Annotated in this window: 23 protein-coding genes; 6 read left to right on the top strand and 17 right to left on the bottom strand. The window is 66.7% G+C overall.

The genetic code is table 11. The features are described 5' to 3' along the window. Positions 1–41 precede the first annotated feature (41 nt). The 7 genes from AC1DKR_RS08695 to AC1DKR_RS08665 form a co-directional block, all read right to left on the bottom strand. The gene (locus tag AC1DKR_RS08695; RefSeq protein ID WP_478032311.1) at positions 42–1,310 is read right to left on the bottom strand and encodes an FAD-dependent oxidoreductase; all 1,269 of its coding nucleotides are present in this window, start codon (positions 1,308–1,310) and stop codon (positions 42–44) included. Positions 1,311–1,686: 376 nt separating this feature from the next. Continuing rightward, positions 1,687–1,893, bottom strand: coding sequence for a transcription antiterminator/RNA stability regulator CspE (gene cspE / locus AC1DKR_RS08690; protein ID WP_019183439.1), 207 nt, complete (start codon positions 1,891–1,893; stop codon positions 1,687–1,689). 88 nt (positions 1,894–1,981) lie between these two features. Then, positions 1,982–2,728: an S-methyl-5'-thioinosine phosphorylase gene (locus tag AC1DKR_RS08685; protein ID WP_099818943.1), complete on the bottom strand. Its 747-nt coding sequence runs from the start codon at positions 2,726–2,728 to the stop codon at positions 1,982–1,984. 81 nt (positions 2,729–2,809) lie between these two features. Continuing rightward, on the bottom strand, positions 2,810–3,364 hold the full coding sequence (locus AC1DKR_RS08680; protein WP_025879180.1) for a hypoxanthine-guanine phosphoribosyltransferase: 555 nt from the start codon (positions 3,362–3,364) through the stop codon (positions 2,810–2,812). After that, on the bottom strand, positions 3,364–4,371 hold the full coding sequence (gene nagZ / locus AC1DKR_RS08675) for a beta-N-acetylhexosaminidase (protein WP_312787015.1): 1,008 nt from the start codon (positions 4,369–4,371) through the stop codon (positions 3,364–3,366). Before nagZ ends, AC1DKR_RS08680 begins: the two co-directional genes overlap by 1 nt. Positions 4,372–4,533: 162 nt before the next feature. Beyond that, positions 4,534–5,241, bottom strand: a complete 708-nt coding sequence (locus AC1DKR_RS08670) for a DsbA family oxidoreductase (protein ID WP_223496118.1) — start codon at positions 5,239–5,241, stop codon at positions 4,534–4,536. Between the two features lie 48 nt (positions 5,242–5,289). Next, entirely contained in the window at positions 5,290–5,775 is a 486-nt protein-coding gene (locus AC1DKR_RS08665) for a CYTH domain-containing protein (protein ID WP_088101523.1), read from the bottom strand. Between AC1DKR_RS08665 and AC1DKR_RS08660 the strand changes: the two genes are divergently transcribed. Continuing rightward, on the top strand, positions 5,737–6,489 hold the full coding sequence (locus tag AC1DKR_RS08660) for a hypothetical protein (protein ID WP_478032302.1): 753 nt from the start codon (positions 5,737–5,739) through the stop codon (positions 6,487–6,489). The genes AC1DKR_RS08665 and AC1DKR_RS08660 overlap by 39 nt on opposite strands. Before the next feature lie 60 nt (positions 6,490–6,549). Here the strand turns inward: AC1DKR_RS08660 and rlmD are convergent, their stop codons facing one another. Continuing rightward, positions 6,550–7,884, bottom strand: coding sequence for a 23S rRNA (uracil(1939)-C(5))-methyltransferase RlmD (gene rlmD / locus AC1DKR_RS08655; RefSeq protein ID WP_025879185.1), 1,335 nt, complete (start codon positions 7,882–7,884; stop codon positions 6,550–6,552). Between the two features lie 128 nt (positions 7,885–8,012). Between rlmD and AC1DKR_RS08650 the strand changes: the two genes are divergently transcribed. Next, the gene (locus tag AC1DKR_RS08650; protein WP_025879186.1) at positions 8,013–8,735 is read left to right on the top strand and encodes an Hpt domain-containing response regulator; all 723 of its coding nucleotides are present in this window, start codon (positions 8,013–8,015) and stop codon (positions 8,733–8,735) included. 553 nt (positions 8,736–9,288) lie between these two features. On the opposite strand, the gene recO is transcribed toward AC1DKR_RS08650, so the two are convergent. The 9 genes from recO to rpoE form a co-directional block, all read right to left on the bottom strand. Beyond that, positions 9,289–10,008 (bottom strand): DNA repair protein RecO, encoded by a 720-nt coding sequence (recO, locus tag AC1DKR_RS08645; RefSeq protein WP_315828674.1) that lies wholly within the window; start codon positions 10,006–10,008, stop codon positions 9,289–9,291. A gap of 18 nt (positions 10,009–10,026) precedes the next feature. Then, complete coding sequence (gene era, locus AC1DKR_RS08640; RefSeq protein ID WP_025877117.1) at positions 10,027–10,923, bottom strand: GTPase Era; 897 nt, start codon at positions 10,921–10,923, stop codon at positions 10,027–10,029. Then, complete coding sequence (gene rnc, locus AC1DKR_RS08635; protein WP_312787113.1) at positions 10,920–11,600, bottom strand: ribonuclease III; 681 nt, start codon at positions 11,598–11,600, stop codon at positions 10,920–10,922. The genes era and rnc overlap by 4 nt, the downstream gene beginning before the upstream one ends. Next, positions 11,590–11,973: a DUF4845 domain-containing protein gene (locus AC1DKR_RS08630; RefSeq protein WP_089236423.1), complete on the bottom strand. Its 384-nt coding sequence runs from the start codon at positions 11,971–11,973 to the stop codon at positions 11,590–11,592. Before AC1DKR_RS08630 ends, rnc begins: the two co-directional genes overlap by 11 nt. Before the next feature lie 34 nt (positions 11,974–12,007). Next, complete coding sequence (lepB, locus tag AC1DKR_RS08625; RefSeq protein WP_025877111.1) at positions 12,008–12,802, bottom strand: signal peptidase I; 795 nt, start codon at positions 12,800–12,802, stop codon at positions 12,008–12,010. Between the two features lie 54 nt (positions 12,803–12,856). Further along, entirely contained in the window at positions 12,857–14,650 is a 1,794-nt protein-coding gene (gene lepA / locus AC1DKR_RS08620; protein WP_032977135.1) for a translation elongation factor 4, read from the bottom strand. A gap of 184 nt (positions 14,651–14,834) precedes the next feature. Further along, entirely contained in the window at positions 14,835–16,373 is a 1,539-nt protein-coding gene (locus AC1DKR_RS08615) for a DegQ family serine endoprotease (RefSeq protein ID WP_478032292.1), read from the bottom strand. Between the two features lie 76 nt (positions 16,374–16,449). Further along, positions 16,450–17,325, bottom strand: a complete 876-nt coding sequence (locus tag AC1DKR_RS08610) for a sigma-E factor negative regulatory protein (RefSeq protein ID WP_033831736.1) — start codon at positions 17,323–17,325, stop codon at positions 16,450–16,452. Next, on the bottom strand, positions 17,322–17,942 hold the full coding sequence (gene rpoE / locus AC1DKR_RS08605; RefSeq protein WP_478032288.1) for an RNA polymerase sigma factor RpoE: 621 nt from the start codon (positions 17,940–17,942) through the stop codon (positions 17,322–17,324). The genes AC1DKR_RS08610 and rpoE overlap by 4 nt, the downstream gene beginning before the upstream one ends. 235 nt (positions 17,943–18,177) lie before the next feature. Here rpoE and AC1DKR_RS08600 point away from each other — a divergent pair, with 235 nt between their 5' ends. From AC1DKR_RS08600 to AC1DKR_RS08585, 4 genes are all read left to right on the top strand, one after another. Then, positions 18,178–20,241 carry a 3-hydroxyacyl-CoA dehydrogenase NAD-binding domain-containing protein gene (locus AC1DKR_RS08600; protein ID WP_428705180.1) on the top strand — a complete coding sequence of 688 codons (2,064 nt, stop codon included), beginning with the start codon at positions 18,178–18,180 and terminating at the stop codon, positions 20,239–20,241. Between the two features lie 636 nt (positions 20,242–20,877). Then, positions 20,878–21,741, top strand: a complete 864-nt coding sequence (locus AC1DKR_RS08595; RefSeq protein WP_049427674.1) for a pirin family protein — start codon at positions 20,878–20,880, stop codon at positions 21,739–21,741. A gap of 121 nt (positions 21,742–21,862) precedes the next feature. Next, the gene (gene aqpZ, locus AC1DKR_RS08590) at positions 21,863–22,582 is read left to right on the top strand and encodes an aquaporin Z (protein ID WP_312786562.1); all 720 of its coding nucleotides are present in this window, start codon (positions 21,863–21,865) and stop codon (positions 22,580–22,582) included. A 196-nt stretch (positions 22,583–22,778) separates the two neighbouring features. Beyond that, entirely contained in the window at positions 22,779–23,237 is a 459-nt protein-coding gene (locus AC1DKR_RS08585; protein WP_363732202.1) for a hypothetical protein, read from the top strand. The last annotated feature ends 15 nt before the right edge of the window (positions 23,238–23,252 follow it).

Genomic DNA, 23,252 nt, shown 5'->3' with positions numbered 1-23,252 from the left:
AAACGGGGTGAGGCAATCGTTAAATGCCGTAACGATAGGCTTCACGCGGTGGCTGGCATTTCCACGCCCTGTAGCGGCAGGGGCGCAGCGGCAAGCGCCTGGATGAATGCCGGATCGAGCGGCAACGCGCCCAGCCACCCGTGCTGGGTGCCGCTGAGCACGCGCAGCATGTGCCCGCGCCCGCCAGGCAGTCGTCCCATCGGTCCCAGCAGTACATCGCGCGCCTTTGCCCACGCATCACGATCGGACTGGAACAGCGGCGTCAGCCAGCGGCTCCAGCGCTGATAGACCGCCACATGCGCACGTCGTTGCGCCTGGTAGGCCTGCAATGCCGGTTCGCCACCGCCGTGGGTGCGCAAGGCGTCGCGCAGTGCCAGTGCGTCCAGCAGCGCCATGTTCACGCCCTGCCCCAGCTGCGGGCTCATCGCATGTGCGGCATCGCCTGCCAGCACCAGCCGCCCCTGATGCCAACGCTTCATCACGGCATCGCGGTACACCGCGCGCGCCAGTTGACCGGCGTCACGCAGATGGGCGAAGCGCGCGCCCGCCTGTGGCCACAGCGCATGCAGTTCTTCCAGCCAGGGCGCCATGCCGTCGCCCTGCCAGCGGTCGAAATCCGCACGCGGCAGGCTCCAGAAGAAGCTCAGGCGAGGCGTGTCGTCACCGGGTCGGGTGCCCACCGGCAGCAGGCCGATCATCTTCCGCGCGGCGACGTAGCGCTGCCGCAGCTGCTGCATGTGCGGCCAGTCTTCGGCCGGCAACAGGCACCACAGCGCGCCCCACGGGTACACCCGGTCCAGCGCCGCACCACCGTCGACGGCGTTGCGCAGCGTGGAGGCGGCGCCGTCGGCGGCAACCACCAGATCGAACGGTCCGTGCGTGCGACCGTCGCTGTCGTGCAGCCGCCCCTGCTGGTGATCGACCTCGACGATGGTCGTGCCCACGTGCAGCTCGCCGGCGCCTTCACGCGCCTGGTCCAGCACCGAGAACAACGCCCCGCGCTGCATGCCCATGCCGTGCAGGCGCGCATCCAGGCCGTCATAGCCCATGTCCATCACCGCGCGCTCGCACGGCGTATCGCCATACAGCCGGCGCACCGGCATGGCGTAGCCACGCACCGCATCGAGCAGGCCCATCTGCCACAGCACCTGCAGTCCGCTGGGCTGCAGCAGGAATCCCGCACCCACCGGCCCGGGGGTCGGCACGCGTTCGAAGATCTCCACCTCGTGGCCATCACGGGTGAGCAGGATGGCCAATGCCTGGCCAGCGGTGCCGTATCCAATCACGGCGATGCGCAGTCGTTCCGTCATGCCCGCATTGTGCCATCGGCGCAGGGGCGGTACATCAGCTGCCCCCTCTTCCGAGCAGATGTGCCGGGCTCCGCCACCACTGTCGGCTCTCCTGCGAATGTCCCCCGGCAGCCTCTGCGCGGCTGCCTCCTCCTTTACTTCGCAGGAGAGCCGACAGTGGTGGCGGCGCTCAGCTTTCATGGCATCTGCCGGCGCGCGCGATTCCGCAACGGGAGCGCCTGTCCTTGCGTGCGAAGTAAAGGAGGAGGCGATGGCCGCAGGCCGGCGCCGGGGGACATTCGCACGCAAGGACAGGCGCTCCCGCCGCAAGAGCATCTTCACGGCCAGCAAAAAAAAACCCCGCCGAAGCGGGGTTTTCAACGCACTATCGAGTGGATCACTCGGCCGGAACGATGTTCGAGGCCTGGGCGCCCTTCGGGCCCTGGGTCACGTCGTAGGTGACCTTCTGGCCTTCCTGCAGACTGCGGAAGCCCTTGGAGTTGATCGCGGAGAAGTGCGCGAAGACGTCGGCGCTGCCGTCCTCCGGCGAGATGAAGCCAAATCCCTTGGCGTCGTTGAACCACTTGACGGTACCGTTCGGCATGGTGATGCGTGACCTTATGCAATGAATGGGTGGTGTACGCTGAACCCGCGCACAAGCTGAGTATGCAAAGCTTGTTACGCGAAGACAATCACCCCCGCGCCAATTCGCCGACCAGTTCCGGAAGTCCGTTGCTGGCGGCCTGCACATTGGCGAGCACTTCGGCCATGGTGATCTCCTCACCATCACCGCACCCAGCGGCCCAGTTGGCAACGATCGCCAGGCAGGCGTAATCCAGCCCCAGCTCACGCGCCAGCGCCGCTTCGGGCATGCCGGTCATGCCGACCAGATCGCAGCCATCGCGGCGCATGCGCGCGATCTCGGCGATGGTTTCCAGCCGCGGTCCCTGGGTCGCGCCATAGCAGCCGCCATCGTGGACCTTCACACCGGTCACCTTCGCCGCCGCCAGGATCTTGCTGCGCAGCATCGGCGTATACGGATGGCCAAAGTCGACGTGCACCACGTCGGTGCCCTCTTCTTCGCAGATCGTGCTGATGCGGCCCCAGGTGTAATCGATTACCTGATCCGGGCAGGCCAGCACGCGCGGACCGAAATCGTCACCGATGCCACCCACCGTGTTCAGCGCCAGCACCCGCTGCGCGCCGATCTGCTGCAGCGCGGCCAGGTTGGCCCGGTAGTTGATCTTGTGCGGCGGCAGCGAATGGCCTTCACCATGGCGTGCAAGGAAGGCCACGCGATGACCGAGCAATGTCCCGACCCGCACCGGGCCGGACGGCTGTCCGAAACGGGTCGAGACTTCGTGGGTCTGCACGTCGTCAAGCTTGGCCAGGTTGTAGACACCGGTGCCGCCAATCACGGCCAGGGCGATCTGTTGCATGGAAAGCACTCCAGAGAAAAAAGAACGCCGGCACCCGAGGATGCCGGCGGCAGGAAACGCAGGCCGCAAGCGGCCGCGTTGTTATTCCTTCATCGCGTAGATGGCCGGCACGCAGCGCAGGGTTTCGTTGACGTCCATGCCGAAACCGAACACGTAGCGATCCGGCAGCTCGATGCCTGCGTAGTCGGCGGTGACGTCCGGCAGCGCGCGATCGTGCTTCTTCACGGTCATCGCAGCAATGCGCACGTCGGTCGCGCCCTGCTCCAGGCACCAGGTGCGCACACCCTGCAGGGTGTAACCCTCGTCGAGGATGTCATCGACCAGCAGCACGCGGCGGCCGAACAGCGCCGTGGCCGGCTTGTGCTTCCACACCAGGTCACCGCCGGTGGTCTCACCGCGGTAGCGGGTGGCGTGCAGGTAATCGAACTGCACGTCCTGGCCACGCGCGCCCAGCTCCAGTGCCAGCTGGCCTGCGAACGGCAGCGCACCGTGCATGATCGACAGGAACAGCGGCACCTCGCCCTGGTAGTCGCGCGCAATGGCGTCGGCGATGCCGGCAATGGCCTTGTCGATGGTGGGACGGTCGACCAGCAGGTCGGCTTGGGCCAGGGCCTGGGAAATGGTGAGGTTCGGCATCAGACGGTTCTTCCAAGGGTTTGCAGCAGACGGGATTGGGTGTCGCCATGGCGGGCATCGGCCAGCAGGCCATCCCAGCCAAGCGCGCCGCGGCCGAGCAGGCCCAGCAGCGCAGCGGTATTGAGGGAGCGTCCCTGCACCGCGTGCAGGGCTTCATCGACCAGCTCCGGGTGGCAGACCAGCACCACATCGCAGCCGGCATCCAGGTGTGCGTGCACGCGAGCCGGCACGCCACCGGCGCTGTGCGAGGCGGCCATGCCGATGTCATCGGAGAACACCACACCGCGGAAGCCGAGCTCACCACGCAGGATCTGCTGGATCCAGCGCGGCGAGTAACCAGCGGGTTCCGGTGCGACCTGCGGGTAGATCACGTGCGCCATCATCACCGCATCGGCGCCGGCGGCGATACCGGCCGCGAACGGGACCAGATCCTGTGCGCGCAGTTCATCCAGCGCACGCGGATCGATCGCGGTATCCACATGGGTGTCTTCCAGCACGGTGCCATGGCCGGGGAAATGCTTGAGGGTGGCGGCCATGCCGACCGCGTGCATGCCGCGCACGTAGGCGGCGGTGAACGCGGCCACGACCTGCGGGTCATCACTGAAGGCACGGTTGCCGATGGCGCGATTGCCACGACCAAGATCGACCACCGGGGCGAAACTCAGGTCCACGCCGCTGGCACGGACTTCACTGGCCATCAGCCAGGCGTGCTGCTCGGCCAATGCCAGCGCAGCGTCCGGATCCCTGGCGAACTGGGCACCGATGTCCTGCAGCGGCGGCAGTTCGCTGAAGCCCTCGCGGAAGCGCTGCACGCGACCGCCTTCCTGGTCCACGCAGATCAACTGCGGACGCGGTGCGGCGGCGCGGATCGCCGCGGACAGTTCGGTCACCTGCTGCCGTGAAGCGAAGTTGCGCTTGAACAGCACCACCCCGGCCACAGCATCGTGCTGCAGCCACTCGCGTTCCTGGGCGGTCAGTTCAGTACCGGCAACGCCGATCAGCAGCATGGTCGATCTCCACAACGGGCGCCCGCATGGCGCAGTGCCGCATTGTCGCAGAACCGGCCAACAGGCGCAGTGGTCAAAAAAGGGGACGGAAGGGATCAAGGCGCAATCGACCCCTCAGTGCCGGATGCGACTTGATCCCATCCGTCCCCTGTCGCGGGTCGGTCAGACCTTGCAGCCGTCCGCGCCGCAGGCGTCGTCGCCGCCTTCCGGGGCACCCTCCGCGCCCTGCCCCGCCGCCTGCTCGGCGGCGATCTGGCGCAGCGCGTTGGCGAAGGCTTCCGGGGGCTGGGCTCCGGAAACCGCCCAGCGGCCGTCGATGACGAAGGTGGGCACCGAGGAGATACCCAGTGCGTGGGCCTGTGCCAGGCCCGCTTCCACCTCGGCCAGGCCACGATCGCCGGCCAGCATCTGCTGGATCTCGTCTGCGCCCAGACCGCCCGCAGCGCCGGCCTCGACCAGCACCGCCGGGTCGGCCAGATTCTGTCCATGCTCGAAATGGGCGCGGAACAGCGCCTCGCCGACCGCCTCCTGCACGCCGTGCTGGCCAGCCAGCCACAACAGGCGATGCGCCGGCAGCGTGGTTACCCGCACCTGGCCCTGGCTGAAGTCCATCGGCAGGCCCTCGGCCCGCGCAGTGGTCTGGGTCTGGCCCAGAATCTGCTCGGTGCGCTCGGCACCGCCGAACTTGCGCACATAGGCCTCGCGCAGCGGCACCGGGGTGGCGTCCGCATCCGGGTCAAGCTGGAACGGCTGCCAGTGGATCTCAAGTTCGGGCGCATCGGCGCCCAGCAACTGCACACCCTGCTGGAAGCGATGCTTGCCGATCCAGCACCAGGGGCAGACCACGTCGGAGTAGATGTCGATTCTCATCCCCCCGACATGGGGGCCGACACCCTCGAAAAAAGGGGACGGATGGTTTCACCACTGTGAATAGGGGCGGCTGGCCAGAGCGACGTTGTAGTAGCGGGCGTCGTCGGTCACTTCGGCGCCGATCCAGTCCGGCAGGTCGATGGCCTGGTCGGCGCTGTCCAGCTCGACTTCAGCGACCACCAGGCCGGCGTTGTCGCCGAGGAACTCATCCACTTCCCAGGTCAGGCCGGCGTACTCGACCAGATGCCGGCGCTTGTCGATCAGGCCGCCGACGCACAGCGCCAGCAGGTCGCGCGCATCCTGCACCGGAATCGGGTAGTCGAACTCCTGCCGGGTATGGCCCAAGGTGCGCGACTTCAGGTTCAGCGCGGCCTTGTCGCCTTCGATGCGGACCCGCACCGAGGCGTTCTGGGTGCCGCGGTCGAGCGCGCCCAGATCGTTGATGTAGCCCTGCGCCATCGGGATGACCCGGTGCGCGGCGGTGCGCCACCCATCATGGGTGACGAGGAATTTGCGTTCGATTTCGATGCCCATGGGCACAGTATGCGGCTCACGCCAGACGCTGCCTATCGGCGCGGCGACGGGCACGACTACACTGCGCGGCCCCCAACCACGGAATGGTCGCTCATGATGCTTTCCCATCGCCTTCGTCGCTGTCTTGCCCTGTCGGCGCTGCTGCCGTGCGCCGTTGCCAGCGCCGGATCGGCGGTCGTACCTTCGCTGCAGCAGGCACAGGCCGCAATGGACGGGATGTTTGATCAGGCCATTGCCGATCGCCCCGCCAGCGACAGCAGCCGCCTGGTTGCCGAGACCTTCCGGCCCCGTCTGCAAACCCTGGACAGCTGTGCACCCGCCGAGGCCGGCGACGCCGTCGATTGCATCGCCACCGCCAGCGCAGGCATCAAATCGCGACCGCAGCTGCTGCGGCTGGCGCTGGTGGACGGCGTGTGGACCCTGCCTGACCAGCGCAATGTGCCCGTACCGGCGCCGCCCCGGGAAAGGGTGCAGGCGCTGTTGCGCGAACGGATCGCCGGGCAAGCGCAGCAGCAGGCCGACCCCGCCCTGCGCGCACGCTTCGAACAGGCCGCCAGCACCCTGCAGGTGCAGGAAGTGAGGAACTGCGAGGTCGCCAGCGACAGGGCCGCCATCGAATGCACCGTGCGCGCGGGCGACAGCAGCGAGCACGGCGAGCAGTCCATGGCCTTCTTGCGCGTGGACGGCCAGTGGCAGAACGCCCCGGCCGACTGACCGCATTGCCTGCCTGCAAGCGGCAAGGCACACGCCGGGCAGCCCCCGGCGCTGCAGGCATCAGCGCTTTTCGAACACCGCGATGCTTTCCACGTGCGCGGTATGCGGGAACATGTCCATCGCACCGGCGCTGACCAGGGTGAAGCCCTGTTCGTTGACCAGGTAGCCGGCATCGCGGGCCAGCGAGCCCGGATGGCAGCTGACATAGACGATGCGCTTGAACTGCTTCAACGGCAGCTGCTGCAGCACTTCGATGGCGCCCGAACGCGGCGGATCCAGCAGCAGCTTGTCAAAGCCTTGGCGCATCCACGCCGTGCTGCGCTGGTCCTGGGTGAGGTCGGCGCTGTAGAACTGCGCGTTGGCCAGCCCGTTGCGCTCGGCGTTCTCACGCGCACGCGCCACCAGCCCGGCATCACCTTCCACGCCCACCACTTCGCGCACCTTGCGCGCCAGCGGCAGGGTGAAGTTGCCCAGGCCACAGAACAGGTCCAGCACCCGCTCGTCAGCACCCGGTTCAAGCAGGTCCAGCGCGTGGGCGATCATCTTCTCGTTGAGCTTGGCATTGACCTGGATGAAATCCAGCGGACGGAACGCCAGTTCGACATCCCACGGCGCCAGCCGGAACGAAAGCGCCACGCCCTGCCCGTCCAGCGGCTGCACGGTATCCACGCCGCCCGACTGCAGGTAGATGACAAAGCCGTGCTGTTGGCCAAAGGCCGCCCAGGCGGCCCGATCGGCATCACTCAGCGGCTGCAGGTGGCGCACGGTCAGCACCACGGCCTGGTCACCGGCGATGAACTCGATCTGCGGGATGTCGCGCTTGCCATCCAGGGATTCGATGAAGGTCGACAGCACCTCCACCTTGGTGCCGATTTCCGGGATCACGGTCAGGCACTGCTGCAGGTCCGCGACGAAGCGCGGGTCCTGCTCGCGGAAGCCGACCAGGGTCTTGTCCTTCTTCTCGACCCGGCGCACCGAGAACCGGCCCTTGCGGCGGTAGCCCCAGCTGTCACCCACCAGCGGCGGCAGCACGGTGCCCGGCTTCACATGGCCGATGCGCTCCAGGTTGTCCATCAGCACGCGCTGCTTGGCGACGATCTGCTGGTCTTCGTCCAGGTGCTGCAGCACGCAGCCGGCGCAGGTGCCAAAGTGCGGGCACTTGGGGGTCACCCGCTGCGGCGAGGCCTGCAGCACTTCCACCGTGCGCGCCTCATCGAAGTGGCGGCTGCGGGCGGTCTGTTCGGCCATCACCACTTCGCCCGGCAGGGCGCCGCTGATGAAGGTGACCTTGCCGCCCTCGCCTTCACGGCGGGCAACTCCGCGACCATCATGGCTGAGGTCGAGGATCTCGGTCTGGAAGGGAGTACGGTCGATACGGGAGCGGGATCGGGCCACGTGGCAACAGGCTGCGGGCAAAAGTGGGGGCGTATTGTCGCAGATCCTGACCAGCGGGGCCGCTGGCCGCTTGCGCCCGCCGCCGCCGTGCTTGATGATTGACCCCAGCTGACATGGAGGCAGCCCTGATGCAGATGACCCCGCGGGCCAGTCGACCCCGCTTCCTGCTTGTCGAGGACGACATCATCAGCCGTGGTTTTTTCAAAGCGGCGTTGGAAACGTTACCAGCGGATGTGGACACCGCCGACTCACTGGCCAGCGCCCTGGCGCGCGCCGAGCCCGGTGCCCACGATCTGTGGCTGATCGACGTCAACCTGCCTGATGGCAACGGTGCCCAGCTGTTGCACCAGCTGCGCCGCTCGCACCCGGACACCCCGGCGCTGGCGCATACCGCCGACGGCGATGCTGCCATTCACGCACGCCTGCGAGAGGCCGGTTTCAGCGACACCCTGGTCAAACCGCTGGGCCGTGACCAACTGCTGAAGGCGGTCCGTCGCGCGCTGGTCAACAGCCCCGCCGGTTCCACGGTGCCGCCGGCGGCGGTCGAGCTGGCCCTGGAGGACTGGGACGAAACCGCCGCCCTGGCCGCGCTCAATGGCCAGCGCAACCACCTGATCGCCCTGCGCGAGCTGTTCCTGGCCGAACTGCCGGGCGTGCGCGATGCGGTCGAACAGGCGGTGGACCAGCATGACGAGCGCCAGCTGCGCAGCCAGCTGCACCGGTTGCAGGCCAGCTGCGGGTTCGTGGGTGCAGCGCGACTGGCACGTGCGGTACGGCAGCTGCATCACACGCCCGAATCGGGGCAGGCACAGGCGGGGTTCCGCGCGGCGGTGGCTGCGCTGCTGCACTGAGGGTTGGTCGGCAGGGCTGCGCCCTGCACCCGCCGAAGCTAACGTCAAATTCAACGTCAAAAGCGGGCATCCCGTGGGATGGCGGGGCGGTGTCGGAGTGCGGGGACGCCGTGAACCCGTCCATGGGGGCTTGGCAGCCGCATCCATGCGGCTGACACCCCGCACTCCGACACCGCCCCGCCTCTGACAGATTTCCGCGACCTGGTAGATCCACGCCATGCGTGGATGAATCTCCATCGAAATCGAATATTTCGACACTTGAACGAAGAGCATCCACGCATGGCGTGGATCTACGTGTCGACCAAGGTCGACACCTACCAAGAGCAGGCCATGCCATCCCGACAGATTGCGGAGATCTGTCGAAGGCGGGGTGGGTCCGGTTGCGGGGGTGTCCGCGGCATGGATGCCGCGGCCAAGCCCCCAGGGATGGGTTTACGGCGTCCCCCGAAACCGGACCCACCCCGCCTACCCACGGATAGCCAGCTTTTGCCGTTGACGTTGACGTTGACGTTGATTCGGCAGGTGCAGGGCTGCAAGCCCTGCCGAAGACCCCTCACCGCCGGGGTGTCAGCTGCTCCAGCATCTCCCACGACTTCAACCCGCGCGCGCCCAGGTGATGGGCCAGCACCCGCCGCATCGGCAGGCGCAAGCTGGCCAGATCGGCTGCGTCGGGTTCGTCGTCGGCTGCCAGCGCCAACAGCGCCGAGCCCGTAGCCGCCGCGCGACGCTCGCCGCCACGCTCGCTGAGCAGGCGCTGCGGCCCTTCCTGCGGGTCCAGTTCATAGCGGGCGGCCGGGTCGATCGGCTGGCCATCGCTGGCCGTTTCCAGATCGAAGCCCACGCCCAGCGCCGCCAGCAGCTCGCGTTCGAAACGGCGCAGGGTCCAGGCCAGTCCTGCCCCCACGGCCAGGCGCGCACGCGCCTCACCAAAGGCCAGGTACAACTCCGGCAACGGATCCTGGCGCGGTGCCAGCCGCAGGGTCAGTTCACTGAGATAGAACCCGGCCAGCATGGCCTGGCCGAGCAGGCGCGGCGCCACATCCAGCGCTTCAGCACCGCGCAGCTGGGCCAGTTCGCCACGCTGCAACGCGCTGAAGCGGATCCACTGCAGGGGCTGCAGGGCCGCTCGCAGCACCTGGCCCTTGGCCGTGGAAACTCCACGCGCGAGCAGGCCGATACGGCCATGCTCGGCGCTCAATACCTCTACCAGCAAGCTGGTCTCGCGGTAGGCCCGCGCATGCAGCACGAAGCCGGTGTCGTCCTCGATCAGCATCGAAGCGACCGTCGCGGCTTATTCGTAGCCGAAGGCCTTCAGCGCGGCCTCGTCATCGGACCAGCCCTCACGCACGCGCACCCAGGTTTCCAGGAACACCTTGGCCCCGAACAGACGCTCCATCTGCAGGCGGGACTTGGCCCCGATCTCCTTCAGGCGGGTGCCGCCCTTGCCGATCACGATCGCCTTCTGGCCTTCGCGCTCGACCCAGATCACCGCACCGATGCGCAGCAGGTTGCCGTCCTCGGTGAAGCGCTCGATCTCCACCGTGGTGGCGTACGGCAGCTCTTCGCCCAACTGGCGCATCAGCTGTTCACGCACCAGTTCGCCGGCCAGGAAGCGCTGGCTGCGGTCGGTGATCTCGTCTTCGCCGAACATCGGCGGGGCTTCCGGCAACAGCGCTAGCACGTCACGGACCAGGGCTTCCAGGCCGTTGCGCTTCTGCGCCGAAATCGGATGCACCGACGAGAAATCACGGCCGGCGGTCACTTCCTGCAGGAACGGCAGCAGTGCGCCCTTGTCCTTCATGCGGTCGATCTTGTTGACCACCAGCACCACCGGGATACCGGCGTCGCGCAGCACGTTGAAGGCCAGGCTGTCCTCTTCGTCCCAGCGACCGGCTTCGATCACCAGCAGGCCGGCGTCGACGCCTTCCAGCGAGCCGCGGGCAGCGCGGTTCATGACCCGGTTCATCGCCCGCTTCTGCACCTTGTGCAGGCCGGGCGTGTCGACCAGCACCAGCTGCCCTTCCGGGTAGGTGGCGATGCCCAGCAGGCGGTGACGGGTGGTCTGCGGCCGGTTGGACACGATGCTGACCTTGGCCCCGACCAAGGCATTGGTCAGGGTCGATTTGCCCACGTTGGGGCGGCCGATGACGGCCACGCTGCCGCAATGATGGGGAGTTTGTTCGCTCACTTGGAATCCAGTTGTTCAAGGACGGCCGCAGCCGCTTGTTGTTCGGCAATCCGCCGCGAGGAGCCTTCGCCCTCGGTGCTGGCGGCGGGGTCGGCTACGTTGCAGCGTACCCGGAAGTGTTTGGCGTGGTCGTCACCGGATTCTGACACCAGTTCGTACTGTGGCAACGCCTTCTGTCGGCCCTGCAGCCATTCCTGCAGGCGGGTCTTGGGGTCCTTCTCCGGTCGCCCGGTGGCCGGCAGCGCCTCCATCGAGGCGGCAAACCAGGGCAGGACCAGCGCCCGGCAGGCTTCAAAACCCACATCCAGGTAGATCGCTGCGACCACAGCCTCGAATGCATCGGCCAGGGTCGAGTCGCGGCGATGGCCGCCGGACTTCATTTCGCCAGGCCCCATCGTCAGCCGGTCACCCAGCTGCAGGGCACGCGCGATCACTGCCAGCGCACCCTCGCGCACCAGCTCGGCGCGGGCGCGGGTCATCGCGCCTTCGTCCGCCTTGGGCCAGCGCAGGTACAACGCCTCGGCGACCATCATGTTGACGATGCTGTCGCCAAGGAACTCCAGCCGCTCGTTATGCGGCGCGCCGGCACTGCGATGGGTCAGCGCCTGCTTGAGCAGGTCTGGATCGCGGAAGGCGTGACCGATCAGGTCTTCACGTTGGAAAGATTTATTCGGCACCGCTACGGGTCAGGTCCTGGGAAGAATCGAATTTGCCAACCACATCCAGGTTGCCGACCAGTTGGCGGCGCACTTCGTAGTTGACCTTGAGGGTCCAGCCATTGTCGCGGCGATCAAACTTGACGTTGGCCGGCTTCACGTTGTCCGAGTAGTTGATGTACAGCCGCTTGAAGAACAGATCCTGGATGTTGGCCGGCGCCATGCTGCCGATGCCGGGCTCCTTGGCCAGGCTCTTCATCGCCGAGCGCACCGCGTAATACTCCTGGTACATCGGGAACAGCTTCATGCCGATGTAGAGGAAGAAGCCAACCACGATCAGGACCGTCAGGAACGAGGTCAGGGTCATGCCGCGCTGCGTGTTCATCGTCTTCATTGCGTTCTCCCCAGATACGCGAGTGGATGTGAAGTCAGTTGATGCTCGAGCCGATCCGCGACGGTTCGAAGCCGTCCTTGCAGAACCAGCCCTGGCAGTTCAGCCAGATCAGGAATGCCTTGCCGCGCAGGTTCTCTTCCGGCAGCAGGCCCCAGAAACGGCCGTCGTCGCTGTTGTCGCGATTGTCGCCCATCACCAGGTACTTGCCCGCCGGCACGGTCCACTGGCCCTGGCCACGCGGATAATCGGTCTCCAGCACGGTGTGGGTACGGCCCGGCAGGTGCTCGACCAGCAGGTTGGCGCCCTCGCCCTGGCCCTTGTGGCCGGCGTAGATGCCCTTGTTGTCGTACTTCAGCGGTTCGCCGTTGAGGATCACCCCGTCGCCTTCGAACACGACGGTGTCACCCGGCACGCCGATCACGCGCTTGATGAAGTTCTCGCCTTTGGCCGGGTCGTTGTCGCCATGGCCGGGGAAGTGGAACACCACCACGTCACCACGGGCCGGATCGCCGACCGGCACGAAGCGGGTATTGGTGATCGGCAGGCGCAGGCCATAGGAGAATTTGTTGACCAGGATGAAATCGCCGATCAGCAGGTTCGGCATCATCGAGCTGGACGGGATCTTGTACGGCTCGGCGATGAAACTGCGCACGATCAGCACGATCGCCAGCACCGGGAAGAACGCACGCGAGTAGTCCACCAGCACCGGCTCGGTGTCGAGCAGGCCGGCGCGCTGGGCGCGACGCTTGGCCAAGTACAGCTTGTCGGCCAGCAGGATCAGGCCGGAGGCCAGGGTCAGCACGACCAGGAGGATCTCAAACAGTTTCATTCAGGGTCCTTTGCAACGTCACCGGACGATCGGCCCGAAGGCCGGTTTCGGGGCTTATTTGTTGTCCATCTGCAGCACGGCCAGGAAGGCTTCCTGCGGAATTTCCACGCGGCCGACCTGCTTCATGCGCTTCTTGCCTTCCTTCTGCTTTTCCAGAAGCTTCTTCTTGCGCGAAACGTCGCCACCATAGCACTTGGCCAGAACGTTCTTGCGCATGGCCTTGACCGTGGTGCGCGAGATGATCTGCGAGCCGACGGCGGCCTGGATGGCCACGTCGAACTGCTGGCGCGGGATCAGGTCCTTCATCTTTTCGCACAGCTCGCGACCACGACGATCGGCATGGCTGCGATGCACGATCAGCGACAGCGCATCGACCTTGTCGCCGTTGATCAGAACGTCCACGCGCACGAACGGACCGGCATCGAAGCGCACGAAGTGGTAGTCCAGCGAGGCATAGCCACGGCTGACCGACTTCAGCTTGTCGAAGAAATCCAGTACCACTTCGGCCATCGGCAGCTCGTAGCTGATCTGCACCTGGCTGCCCAGGTAGTTGATGCCGATCTGGCTGCCGCGCTTTTCTTCGCACAGCTTGATGATGTTGCCGATGTACTCCTCGGGAGTGAGCACGTTGGCGCGGATGATCGGCTCGCGGATCTCCTGCACATGGTTCACCGGCGGCAGCTTGGCCGGGTTGTCCATGTTGATGATCGTGCCATCGGTCTTCAGGACTTCATACACCACCGTCGGCGCGGTGCTGATCAGGTCCAGGTTGTATTCGCGCTCCAGGCGCTCCTGCACGATTTCCATGTGCAGCATGCCGAGGAAGCCGCAACGGAAACCGAAGCCCATCGCTTCGGAGCTTTCCGGCTCGAAGCGTAGCGCGGCATCGTTCAGGCGCAGCTTGTCCAGCGCTTCGCGCAGGTCCGGGTAGTCCTCGGCATCGACCGGGAACAGGCCGGCGAACACGCGCGGCTGCATTTCCTGGAAGCCGGGCAGAGGTTTCGGTGCCGGATCGCCGGCCAGGGTCAGGGTGTCGCCGACGGGAGCGCCGTGCACGTCCTTGATGCTGGCGGTGACCCAGCCCACTTCGCCCGCGCGCAGTGCCGGCAGCACCTTGCGCTTCGGGGTGAACACGCCGACGTTGTCGACCTGGTGGTTGCGGCCGGTGGACATCACCTGCAGCTTGTCACCGGCCTTGATCTCGCCCTGCATCACGCGCACCAGCGAGACCACGCCCAGGTAGTTGTCGAACCACGAGTCGATGATCAGCGCCTGCAGCTTGTCGGTATCGCGCGGCACCGGCGGCGGAATGCGATGCACGATCGCTTCCAGCACGTCGACCACGTTCAGGCCGGTCTTGGCGCTGACCGGCACGGCGTCGCTGGCATCGATGCCGATCACGGCCTCGATCTCGGCCTTGGCGCGCTCGATATCGGCGGTGGGCAGGTCGATCTTGTTGATCACCGGCACCACTTCCAGCCCCTGCTCAACGGCCGTGTAGCAGTTGGCGACGGACTGCGCTTCCACGCCCTGGGCCGCATCGACCACCAGCAGCGCGCCCTCGCAGGCGGCCAGCGAGCGGCTGACTTCATAGGAGAAGTCGACGTGGCCCGGGGTGTCGATGAAGTTCAGGTGGTAGGTCTGGCCGTCCTTCGCCACGTACGGCAGCGACACCGACTGCGCCTTGATGGTGATGCCACGTTCGCGCTCGATCGGGTTGGAGTCGAGCACCTGCGCTTCCATCTCGCGGGCCTGGAGGCCGCCACAGAGCTGGATGATGCGGTCGGCCAGCGTGGACTTGCCGTGGTCGACGTGGGCGATGATGGAGAAGTTGCGGATGTTCCGCATCGAATCAGAGGACATAGAGAGGTGGCGGCGGCGCGCGGCGTCGTCAGGGTAACGGTCGATTATCGCATGCCCGGAGGGCCGCCGCGTGGTTGGCCTGCCGGCACGGCCCCGGAATGGCCGAAGCCCCGCCAGGGCGGGGCTTCGGGGACACCACGAGGGCCGCCGTGAAGGCGGCCATCGGTTGTTACGGGCCGGCCTTGACCGCGACGAAGGCGCTGTTGCCGCTGCCGGTACGGACCAGCAGCATGACCACATCGCCCTTCTTATAGCCGGACAGCGCGCGGTTCAGGGCTTCAACGCTGCCGACCGGGGTACTGGCCACCTGCAGGATCACCATGCCCCCGGACAGGCCGGCATCACGGGCGCCCTCGCCCTTCACGGCGGTGATACGGACACCCTCGCCCGCCTCCAGGCCCAGCTGCTTGCGTTGCGGCGCAGTCAGGTCGGCAACGTCCAACCCCAGCAGGGCATTGGCGCCGGTCTGCGGAGCTGCGGTGTCATTGCCTGCGGACGGGCTGCGGGCATTGCCCTGCGTATCCTCGGTCAGAGCGGTCAGGGTCGCGCTCAGGTCACGTGGCTTGCCATCGCGGATCACGCCCAGGGTGATGCGGCTGCCCGGCGCCATTGCCCCGATCAGCGGCGGCAGATCGGACCAGCTGTTGACCGGCGCACCGTTAACCGTGCGGATCACGTCACCGATCTTGACCCCGGCCTTGGCCGCGGCACTGTCCGGCACGATCTGGTTGACCAGCGCGCCGCGGCTGTCGGGCAGGCCCATCGCCTGTGCCTTCAGGCCGTCGATTTCCTGGACCACCGCGCCGAGTTGGCCACGAGTGACCTTGCCGGTCTTCTTGATCTGCTCGACCGCGCTCATCGCCAGGTCGATCGGGATCGCGAAGCTGATGCCCATGTAGCCACCCGAAGCCGAGAAGATCTGCGAGTTGATGCCGACCACCTCACCACGGGTGTTCAGCAGCGGGCCGCCGGAATTGCCCTGGTTGATCGCCACGTCGGTCTGGATGAACGGCACGTAGCGCTGGTCCGGTCCACCGGTGTTGCGGCCGAGGGCACTGACCACGCCAGCGGTAACCGAGTGGTCGAGGCCGAACGGTGAGCCGATCGCGACAACCCACTGACCGGGCTTCAGGCTGTTGGAATCACCCACGCGCACGGTCGGCAGGTTCTTGCCGTCGATCTTCAGCAGGGCGACGTCGTACTGCTGGTCGCTGCCGACCACCTTGGCTGTGAACTCGCGACGATCGCCGAGCTTGACCTTCACTTCGCTGGCGTCGGCGACCACGTGGTAATTGGTCAGCACGTAGCCGTCAGGCGAAATGATGAAGCCCGAGCCCATGCCCCGGCCCTTGATGCTGGGGCCGCCGTCCTGCCCGCCGGGCCCCTGGCCGGGCATCGGGAAATCCGGGCCGAAGAAGCGGCGGAAGAACTCGGGCATCTCGTCATCGCCCGGGCCCATGCCGCCCCGCGCCTGGCGGTTGCTGCGGACAATGGTGGTGTCGACGTTGACCACACCGGGGCCGACCTGCTCAACCAGGTTGGTGAAGTCAGGCAGACCGCTGACCAACGGCTGCGCCGGTGCGCGTGGCGCCGCCGAGGCGGCGGCGGCCTGCGGCTGAGCGGCAGGCGCCGCCGGTTGGGCACAGGCCACCAGCGGCAGGGTCAGGGCGAACAGGCCAATGGCATGCGTGCGGAGTCGGGGAGTCATCGGACGGCAACCTCCGGGTCGGATGGAAAGGGAAGGAAGCGCCCCGCCGACGGCGGGGCGTGGAACGGTACCCGGCTCAGTCGCGCGGGCGTTGCGACGCCGGCAGGTCGTCCTGCAGGCGTGGCTCGAACGGATAGAACGCAGCGCCACCGGCATGGGCCGGGAAACTGGCATTGAGGGCGCCACCGGCGGCGGGCGCCAGGCTGGAGCGCGGCCACGGCCGAGCCTGCAGGTTGCCGACCTCGCCAAAGGGCAGATTGCGCGCGCTACCGGCGGGCATGGTCGGGGTCAGCGGTGCTTGGCTGGCAACCGCGCGCAGCGGCGCGTCATCGCGCTGGGCCACGCGTGCGGCCTGCTGGCTGCGGGTGGCGCTGGCGCGGCGCACATCCTGGCGACGGCTGGCAGCGGCCATGGCCACCGCCGGCACGCTGGCCACGGCCATCGCAGCAGTGTCCACCGACGCCTCGGTAACGGCAGCCGGTTGCTCCGATGCCGGCGGCAACTGCGCCTGGCTGGCGATCACCTGCGGTGCGGAGACATCCACAGGCGGCGCCTCCTGCAGTTTTTCGCGGCCGACGAACAGCGCTACGGCAGCAACCGAAGCGGCCAGCGCACCGCCGCCCCATGCACGCCAACCACTACGGCGGGCCTGACGCTTCGGCTCGGCCAGCGGTGCGGGCTCAGCGGCGATGGCGGCAGCCACGGCGGCGCTGAAACCGGCCGGTGCCAGCAGCGACGCCTGGCCGCGCATGACATCACCCAGCAGCTGCCAGCGTTCCTGGCAGCCAGCCAGTTCCGGATCGTGTTCCATGCGGCGCACCAGAAAGCGCGCCTCGTCTGCCCCCAGCTCGCCGTCGACCAGCGCCGACAACTGCTGGCGATGGCGTTCGTCCAGGCGTTGCCCGGCGGGAGACTGGTGGTTGTGCGATTCGTTGTTCGGAATGCGGGTCATATACGGCTCTTCTCGCGGGTGGCACTGCCGATGTCCAGCAGCGGCCGGAGTTCGGTGTCGATCGCCTCGCGCGCCCGGAAGATCCGTGAACGCACGGTGCCGATCGGGCACCCCATCTTCTGCGCGATTTCCTCGTAGCTCAGGCCTTCCACCTCGCGCAGGGTGATCGCCGACCGGAGTTCTTCCGGCAGCGCGTTGACGGCCTTCATCACCGTCTGTTCCAGTTCCTGGCGCATCAACTCACGCTCGGGCGTGTCGGTGTCGCGCAGGCGTGTGCCGGTGTCGAACTGCTCGGCGTCGCCGATGTCGATGTCATCGGTCGGCGGGCGGCGATTGTGCGAAGCCAGATGGTTTTTGGCGGTGTTCACGGCGATCCGATGCAACCAGGTTGAGAACTGGGCGTCGCCGCGGAAGCTTCCAATCGCACGGTATGCACGGATGAAAGTGTCCTGGGCCACGTCCTGACATTCACTCCAGTCGGCGATGTAGCGACCGACCAGGGCCACGACCCGATGCTGGTACTTGCGCACCAGGACATCGAAGGCGGCACCCTCGCCGTGCTGCACGCGCCGGACCAGTTCCAGATCCAGCTCCTGAGGTGTATCAACATCGGCCATGAGGGGCCGCACTCCTGTCAGCCCAACCGACGTCGGGCAATGAGACTGCCAATCCCGGGAAAAGTTCAGTCGCCGATCACCTGGCGCCGCACCAGCTTTTAACCACCGTTCCGTTAACGTTCCGGTCCAAGGCCTGCGATCCGGGGCGCCACACCCCTGCTATTGGGATTTGACGCGGGGGAAACAACCTCTGGATCATAGCCCCCTTCTCCATACACAACCGGATGGAACGTCCATGCTCTCAAGCTTCGATGGTCTCCGCTTCAGCCACTGGCACCCCGAGATCCGCGACGATGGCGTGGTGGTCCTCTCCCTGGATCGTCAGGACAGCAGTGTCAACGCAATGTCGCAGGATGTCCTGCTGGAGCTGGGCGATCTGCTTGAACGCATCGCCATGGACCCACCCAAGGGCGTGGTGATCCAGTCCATCAAGAAGGCAGGCTTCATCGCCGGCGCCGACCTGAAGGAGTTCCAGGAGTTCGATCGCCGCGGCACCGTCAACGACGCCATCCGCCGCGGCCAGTCGACCTACCAGAAGCTGGCAGAACTGCCCTGCCCGACCGTGGCCGCCATCCATGGCCATTGCCTGGGCGGCGGTACCGAGCTGGCCCTGGCCTGCCGTTATCGCGTTGCATCCAATGACAGTTCCACCCGCATCGGCCTGCCGGAAACTCAGCTGGGCATCTTCCCGGGCTGGGGCGGCAGCGCGCGCCTGCCACAGCTGGTCGGCGCACCGGCGGCAATGGACATGATGCTGACCGGACGCACGCTGTCGGCCTCGGCCGCACGCGGCATCGGGCTGGTCGACAAGGTGGTGGCACCGGCCGTCGTGCTCGATACCGCCGTGGCGCTGGCACTGTCCGGCACCACCCGCCCGTTCAAGCAGCGTGCGCTGGCCTGGGCGACCAATACCTGGCCGGCGCGCCAGCTGCTGGCCCCGCAGATGGTCAAGCAGGTCGCACGCAAGGCGAAGAAGGACCAGTACCCGGCGCCGTATGCGTTGATCAGCACCTGGCAGCGCAGCGGCGGCAAGCCGGTGCAGGCACGCCTGGATGCCGAACGACGCGCCGTGGTGAAGCTGGCCAGCACGCCGACCGCGCGCAACCTGATCCGCATCTTTTTCCTCACCGAACGCCTGAAGGGCCTGGGCGGTGGCGATTCCGGCATCCGCCACGTGCACGTGGTCGGTGCCGGCGTGATGGGCGGTGACATCGCGGCGTGGGCGGCCTACAAGGGCTTCGACGTGACCCTGCAGGACCGCGAGCAGCGCTTCATCGACCCGGCCATGGAACGCGCGCAGGCATTGTTTGCCAAGAAGGTGCGTGACGAGAGCAAGCGTCCGGCCGTCGCCGCGCGCCTGCGTGCGGACCTGGAAGGCAATGGCGTGGCGCAGGCCGATCTGGTCATCGAAGCGATCATCGAGAACCCGGAAGCCAAGCGTGCGCTGTACCAGACGCTGGAGCCGAAGATGAAGCTCGACGCGTTGCTGACCACCAACACCTCGTCGATTCCGCTGGTGGAACTGCGCGATCACATCCAGCGCCCGGCGCAGTTCGCCGGCCTGCATTACTTCAACCCGGTGGCACAGATGCCGCTGGTGGAGATCATCCATCACGACGGCATGGCGGCCGAAACCGAGCGTCGCCTGGCAGCCTTCTGCAAGGCGCTGGGCAAGTTCCCGGTGCCGGTGGCCGGCACTCCCGGTTTCCTGGTCAACCGCGTGCTGTTCCCGTACATGCTGGAAGCGGCCACCGCGTACGCTGAAGGCATTCCGGGCCCGGTGATCGACAAGGCGGCGGTGAAGTTCGGCATGCCGATGGGCCCGATCGAACTGATCGACACCGTGGGCCTGGACGTGGCCGCTGGCGTGGGCAAGGAACTGGCCCCGTTCCTGGGCCTGCAGATTCCGGCGGCGCTGCAGACGGTGGAACCGGACAAGCGCGGCAAGAAGGATGGCCAGGGCATCTACACCTGGGAGAACGGCCGGGCCAAGAAGCCGGACGTGGCGCGCGACTACCAAGCGCCTGCCGATCTGGAAGATCGCCTGATCCTGCCGTTGTTGAACGAGGCGGTGGCGTGCCTGCACGAAGGCGTGGTGGCCGACGCGGACCTGCTGGACGCGGGCGTGATCTTCGGTACGGGCTTCGCACCGTTCCGCGGCGGTCCGATCCAGCACATCCGTGCGGTGGGTGCCGATGCCATCGTGGAGCGCCTGAAGGCGCTGCAGCAGCGTCACGGTGATCGCTTCGCACCGCGCCCGGGCTGGGACAACCCGGTCCTGCGCGAACCAGTGGTTTGATGTGATCAGCCGGGCCTGCGGCCCGGCACCCGCGTTTCAATCCACAGCAAAAGCCAGAGCCGGAGCAACAGCCGGCTCTGGCTTTTCTGTTTGTTGGGCGGGGCGGTGTGAGTGGGCAGGACACGCCGTAAACCCATCCATGGGGGCTCGATGGCGCCGTCCATGGCGCCAACGGTCCTGCCCACCCACACCGCCCCACCCCTGACAGTTTCCCGGTGACGGCTGGTGAACTGCGATGGCTGGCAGGTGTCGACCCTGGTCGACAGTAGATCCACGCCATGCGTGGATGCGAGCGAAGCGACCGGCGTTTGATTTTGATTTTGATTTTGATTTTCTTTTTTCTTCTCCGTGGCTGGACAGCACACGGAAACCGTCAGAGGCCGGGCGGGTGGGTGGCGCAGGACCGTTGGCGCCATGGATGGCGCCATCGAGCCCCCATGGACGGGTTTACGGCGTGTCCTGCGCCACCCACCCGCCCGGCCAAGCGCGGCTTCTGCTTTTGCCTTCAGCGACCAACCCACAACCACGAGGGGCTGCGCCGTTGGCTGGAACAACCTGTTACCCGGACGGGGAATGTCACCGCAACCACCGCATGCGATGCTGACCGCCTTGATCCCTGCCAGCGAGAACGCCCGCATGACCACCATCATCGCCCCGCGCGTACACGACATCGGCGGCCTGGAAGTGCGCCGCGCCGTGCCCACCCTGCAGGCCCGCAGCATCGGTTCGTTCGTGTTCGTCGACCAGATGGGCCCGGCACTCATGCACCCCGGTACCGCCATCGACGTGCGCCCGCACCCGCATATCGGCCTGGCCACCGTCACCTACCTCTGGTCCGGTGCCATCGGCCACCGCGATACGCTGGGCTCGGACCAGGTGATCCGTCCCGGTGACGTTAACTGGATGACCGCCGGCCGCGGCATCGCCCATTCCGAGCGCACGCCGCAACCGGACCGCGACCATGACAACCCGATCCACGGCATGCAGACCTGGGTTGCGTTGCCGAAGTCGCATGAGGAAATCGAACCGGCGTTCTACCACCATGCGGCTGCCACCCTGCCCGAGCAGCGCCGCAACGGCGCATGGCTGCGGGTGATCGCGGGACGCGCCTATGGCGAGGAGTCGCCGGTCAAGGTGTTCGCTGACACGCTCAACGTGGCGATCGACCTGGATCCGGATGCAGAGATCGACATCGATGATGGTCACCGCGAACGTGCGCTGTACATCCTCGAGGGCGAAGCGCAGCTGGATGGTGTGGACATTCCTGCCCAGCACCTGGTGATTCCCGAAGCCGGGGCGCGAGGCCGCCTGCGCGCGAAGACGCCGGTGAAGGCGATGCTGTTCGGCGGCGAGCCGTTGGATGGCCCGCGCCATCTGTGGTGGAACTTCGTGTCCAGTTCGAAGGAACGCATCGAGCAGGCCAAACACGACTGGGAAGCCGGCCGTTTCGGCACCATTCCCGGCGACGACAAGGAATTCATTCCCCTGCCCCAGTACTGAGCATCGCGTGTTGCATACATCCGAAGGTGTATCCCTGCACCCGGCGTTGACGCTACAGTCACCCGCTGATCACTGAAATGTGACATAAATCACGCTTTAGACCGTCAAAGGAGTGCAACACATGAGCATGGGTAAACGCTTGTCCGCCGAGTTCCTCGGCACGTTCTGGCTGGTTCTGGGTGGCTGTGGCAGTGCGGTGCTGGCCGCCAAGTTCGGTGGCGACGGCAATCCGCTGGGTATCGGTTTCCTCGGCGTGGCCCTGGCCTTCGGCCTGACCGTGGTGACCGGCGCCTACGCGTTCGGCCATATCTCCGGTGCGCACTTCAATCCAGCGGTCAGCGTGGGCCTGTGGGCCGGCGGCCGCTTCCCGACCAAGGATCTGGTGCCTTACATCATCGCCCAGGTGGCCGGCGGCCTGCTGGCCGGCTTCATCCTGCTGCAGATCGCCTCCGGTGCCAGCGGCTTCGCCATTGATGGCAGCCAGGCCGGTGCGTTCGCCAGCAACGGCTATGGTGCGCTGTCACCCGGTGGCTACAGCGTGGCGGCCGCGTTCCTGTGCGAAGTGGTGCTCACGGCGGTGTTCCTGATCGTGATCATGGGCGCGACCCATGGCAAGGCGCCGGCGGGCTTCGCGCCGCTGGCCATCGGCCTGGCCCTGACCCTGATCCACCTGATCAGCATTCCGGTGACCAATACGTCGGTTAACCCGGCCCGCTCCACGGCGGTGGCCTTCTTCGCCGGCAGCGGCGCCACCGGCCAGCTGTGGCTGTTCTGGGTCGCCCCGCTGCTGGGCGGTGCGATCGGCGGCCTCATCTACAAGTGGATCGGCAACGACCGCTGAGCCATGACCGTGCCATTGCGGCCGACCCTCGGCCGCAATGGTTACGGATGTAACCGCGATTTGTGCGATCGCTCACGTTCCGTTAAGGTCTGGTCATCCGCCCGTGCTTTCGCCGGGCAGGACGGCATCCGGGGATGGGATGCCTCGACCGCCGGTGTCACCGGCGGTGCCAACGACACGCCACCTTGGGGGATGCATGAAGTTTGCGCCTGTTGTTCTGTCGAGCCTGTTGTTCGTTGCGGCATCCGCCTGCGCGCAGGCCCCGCTCGACTGTCCTTCGTTGCCCGCCAGCAGCGGCCTGCAATGGCAGCAGCAGGCACAGTCCGGCTTCCTGGTCTGCCGCGCGGCCACCAGTGACGGGCGCGAAGTATTGAGCCTGATGCTCAGCCAGCGCGATCCGGGCATTCCACTGACCCGCTCGCTGCGCCAGGAAAAGGGCAGCTTTGCCGGTGAATCGATGTACTGGTACCAGCCGGATCTGGGCGGCCAGGAGCCGCCGGGCTATGCCGAGCGCCGCATCAGCGTGGTCAAGCTGGACAAGGGCCGCTACGCGCAGATCGCGCTGTATCCCGACAGTTCCCAGGAACTGGGCACGCTGCAGCAGCTTGCGCAGGGCATGAACCTGACGCCCTCTGCCGTGGCCGACGGCCGCTGAGGGGTTGTGGGGATG

It is taken from the genome of Stenotrophomonas sp. 01N47, assembly GCF_056399165.1.
The sequence above is the reverse complement of the archived record's forward strand: the minus strand, read 5'-3'. Positions and strand labels throughout refer to the sequence as shown.

Coding starts and splice junctions, on each gene's coding strand:
- AC1DKR_RS08650 (WP_025879186.1), top strand. CDS start 8,013: ATGCAGATGACCCCGCGGGCCAGTCGACCCCGCTTCCTGCTTGTCGAG.
- AC1DKR_RS08685 (WP_099818943.1), bottom strand. CDS start 2,728: ATGCAACAGATCGCCCTGGCCGTGATTGGCGGCACCGGTGTCTACAAC.
- AC1DKR_RS08600 (WP_428705180.1), top strand. CDS start 18,178: ATGCTCTCAAGCTTCGATGGTCTCCGCTTCAGCCACTGGCACCCCGAG.
- AC1DKR_RS08615 (WP_478032292.1), bottom strand. CDS start 16,373: ATGACTCCCCGACTCCGCACGCATGCCATTGGCCTGTTCGCCCTGACC.
- AC1DKR_RS08695 (WP_478032311.1), bottom strand. CDS start 1,310: ATGACGGAACGACTGCGCATCGCCGTGATTGGATACGGCACCGCTGGC.
- AC1DKR_RS08630 (WP_089236423.1), bottom strand. CDS start 11,973: ATGAAGACGATGAACACGCAGCGCGGCATGACCCTGACCTCGTTCCTG.
- AC1DKR_RS08680 (WP_025879180.1), bottom strand. CDS start 3,364: ATGCCGAACCTCACCATTTCCCAGGCCCTGGCCCAAGCCGACCTGCTG.
- recO (WP_315828674.1), bottom strand. CDS start 10,008: ATGCTGATCGAGGACGACACCGGCTTCGTGCTGCATGCGCGGGCCTAC.
- lepA (WP_032977135.1), bottom strand. CDS start 14,650: ATGCGGAACATCCGCAACTTCTCCATCATCGCCCACGTCGACCACGGC.
- aqpZ (WP_312786562.1), top strand. CDS start 21,863: ATGAGCATGGGTAAACGCTTGTCCGCCGAGTTCCTCGGCACGTTCTGG.
- AC1DKR_RS08660 (WP_478032302.1), top strand. CDS start 5,737: ATGGGTGACGAGGAATTTGCGTTCGATTTCGATGCCCATGGGCACAGT.
- nagZ (WP_312787015.1), bottom strand. CDS start 4,371: ATGCTGCTGATCGGCGTTGCCGGTACTGAACTGACCGCCCAGGAACGC.
- AC1DKR_RS08585 (WP_363732202.1), top strand. CDS start 22,779: ATGAAGTTTGCGCCTGTTGTTCTGTCGAGCCTGTTGTTCGTTGCGGCA.
- rpoE (WP_478032288.1), bottom strand. CDS start 17,942: ATGGCCGATGTTGATACACCTCAGGAGCTGGATCTGGAACTGGTCCGG.
- AC1DKR_RS08670 (WP_223496118.1), bottom strand. CDS start 5,241: ATGAGAATCGACATCTACTCCGACGTGGTCTGCCCCTGGTGCTGGATC.
- AC1DKR_RS08665 (WP_088101523.1), bottom strand. CDS start 5,775: ATGGGCATCGAAATCGAACGCAAATTCCTCGTCACCCATGATGGGTGG.
- cspE (WP_019183439.1), bottom strand. CDS start 1,893: ATGCCGAACGGTACCGTCAAGTGGTTCAACGACGCCAAGGGATTTGGC.
- AC1DKR_RS08595 (WP_049427674.1), top strand. CDS start 20,878: ATGACCACCATCATCGCCCCGCGCGTACACGACATCGGCGGCCTGGAA.
- AC1DKR_RS08610 (WP_033831736.1), bottom strand. CDS start 17,325: ATGACCCGCATTCCGAACAACGAATCGCACAACCACCAGTCTCCCGCC.
- lepB (WP_025877111.1), bottom strand. CDS start 12,802: ATGAAACTGTTTGAGATCCTCCTGGTCGTGCTGACCCTGGCCTCCGGC.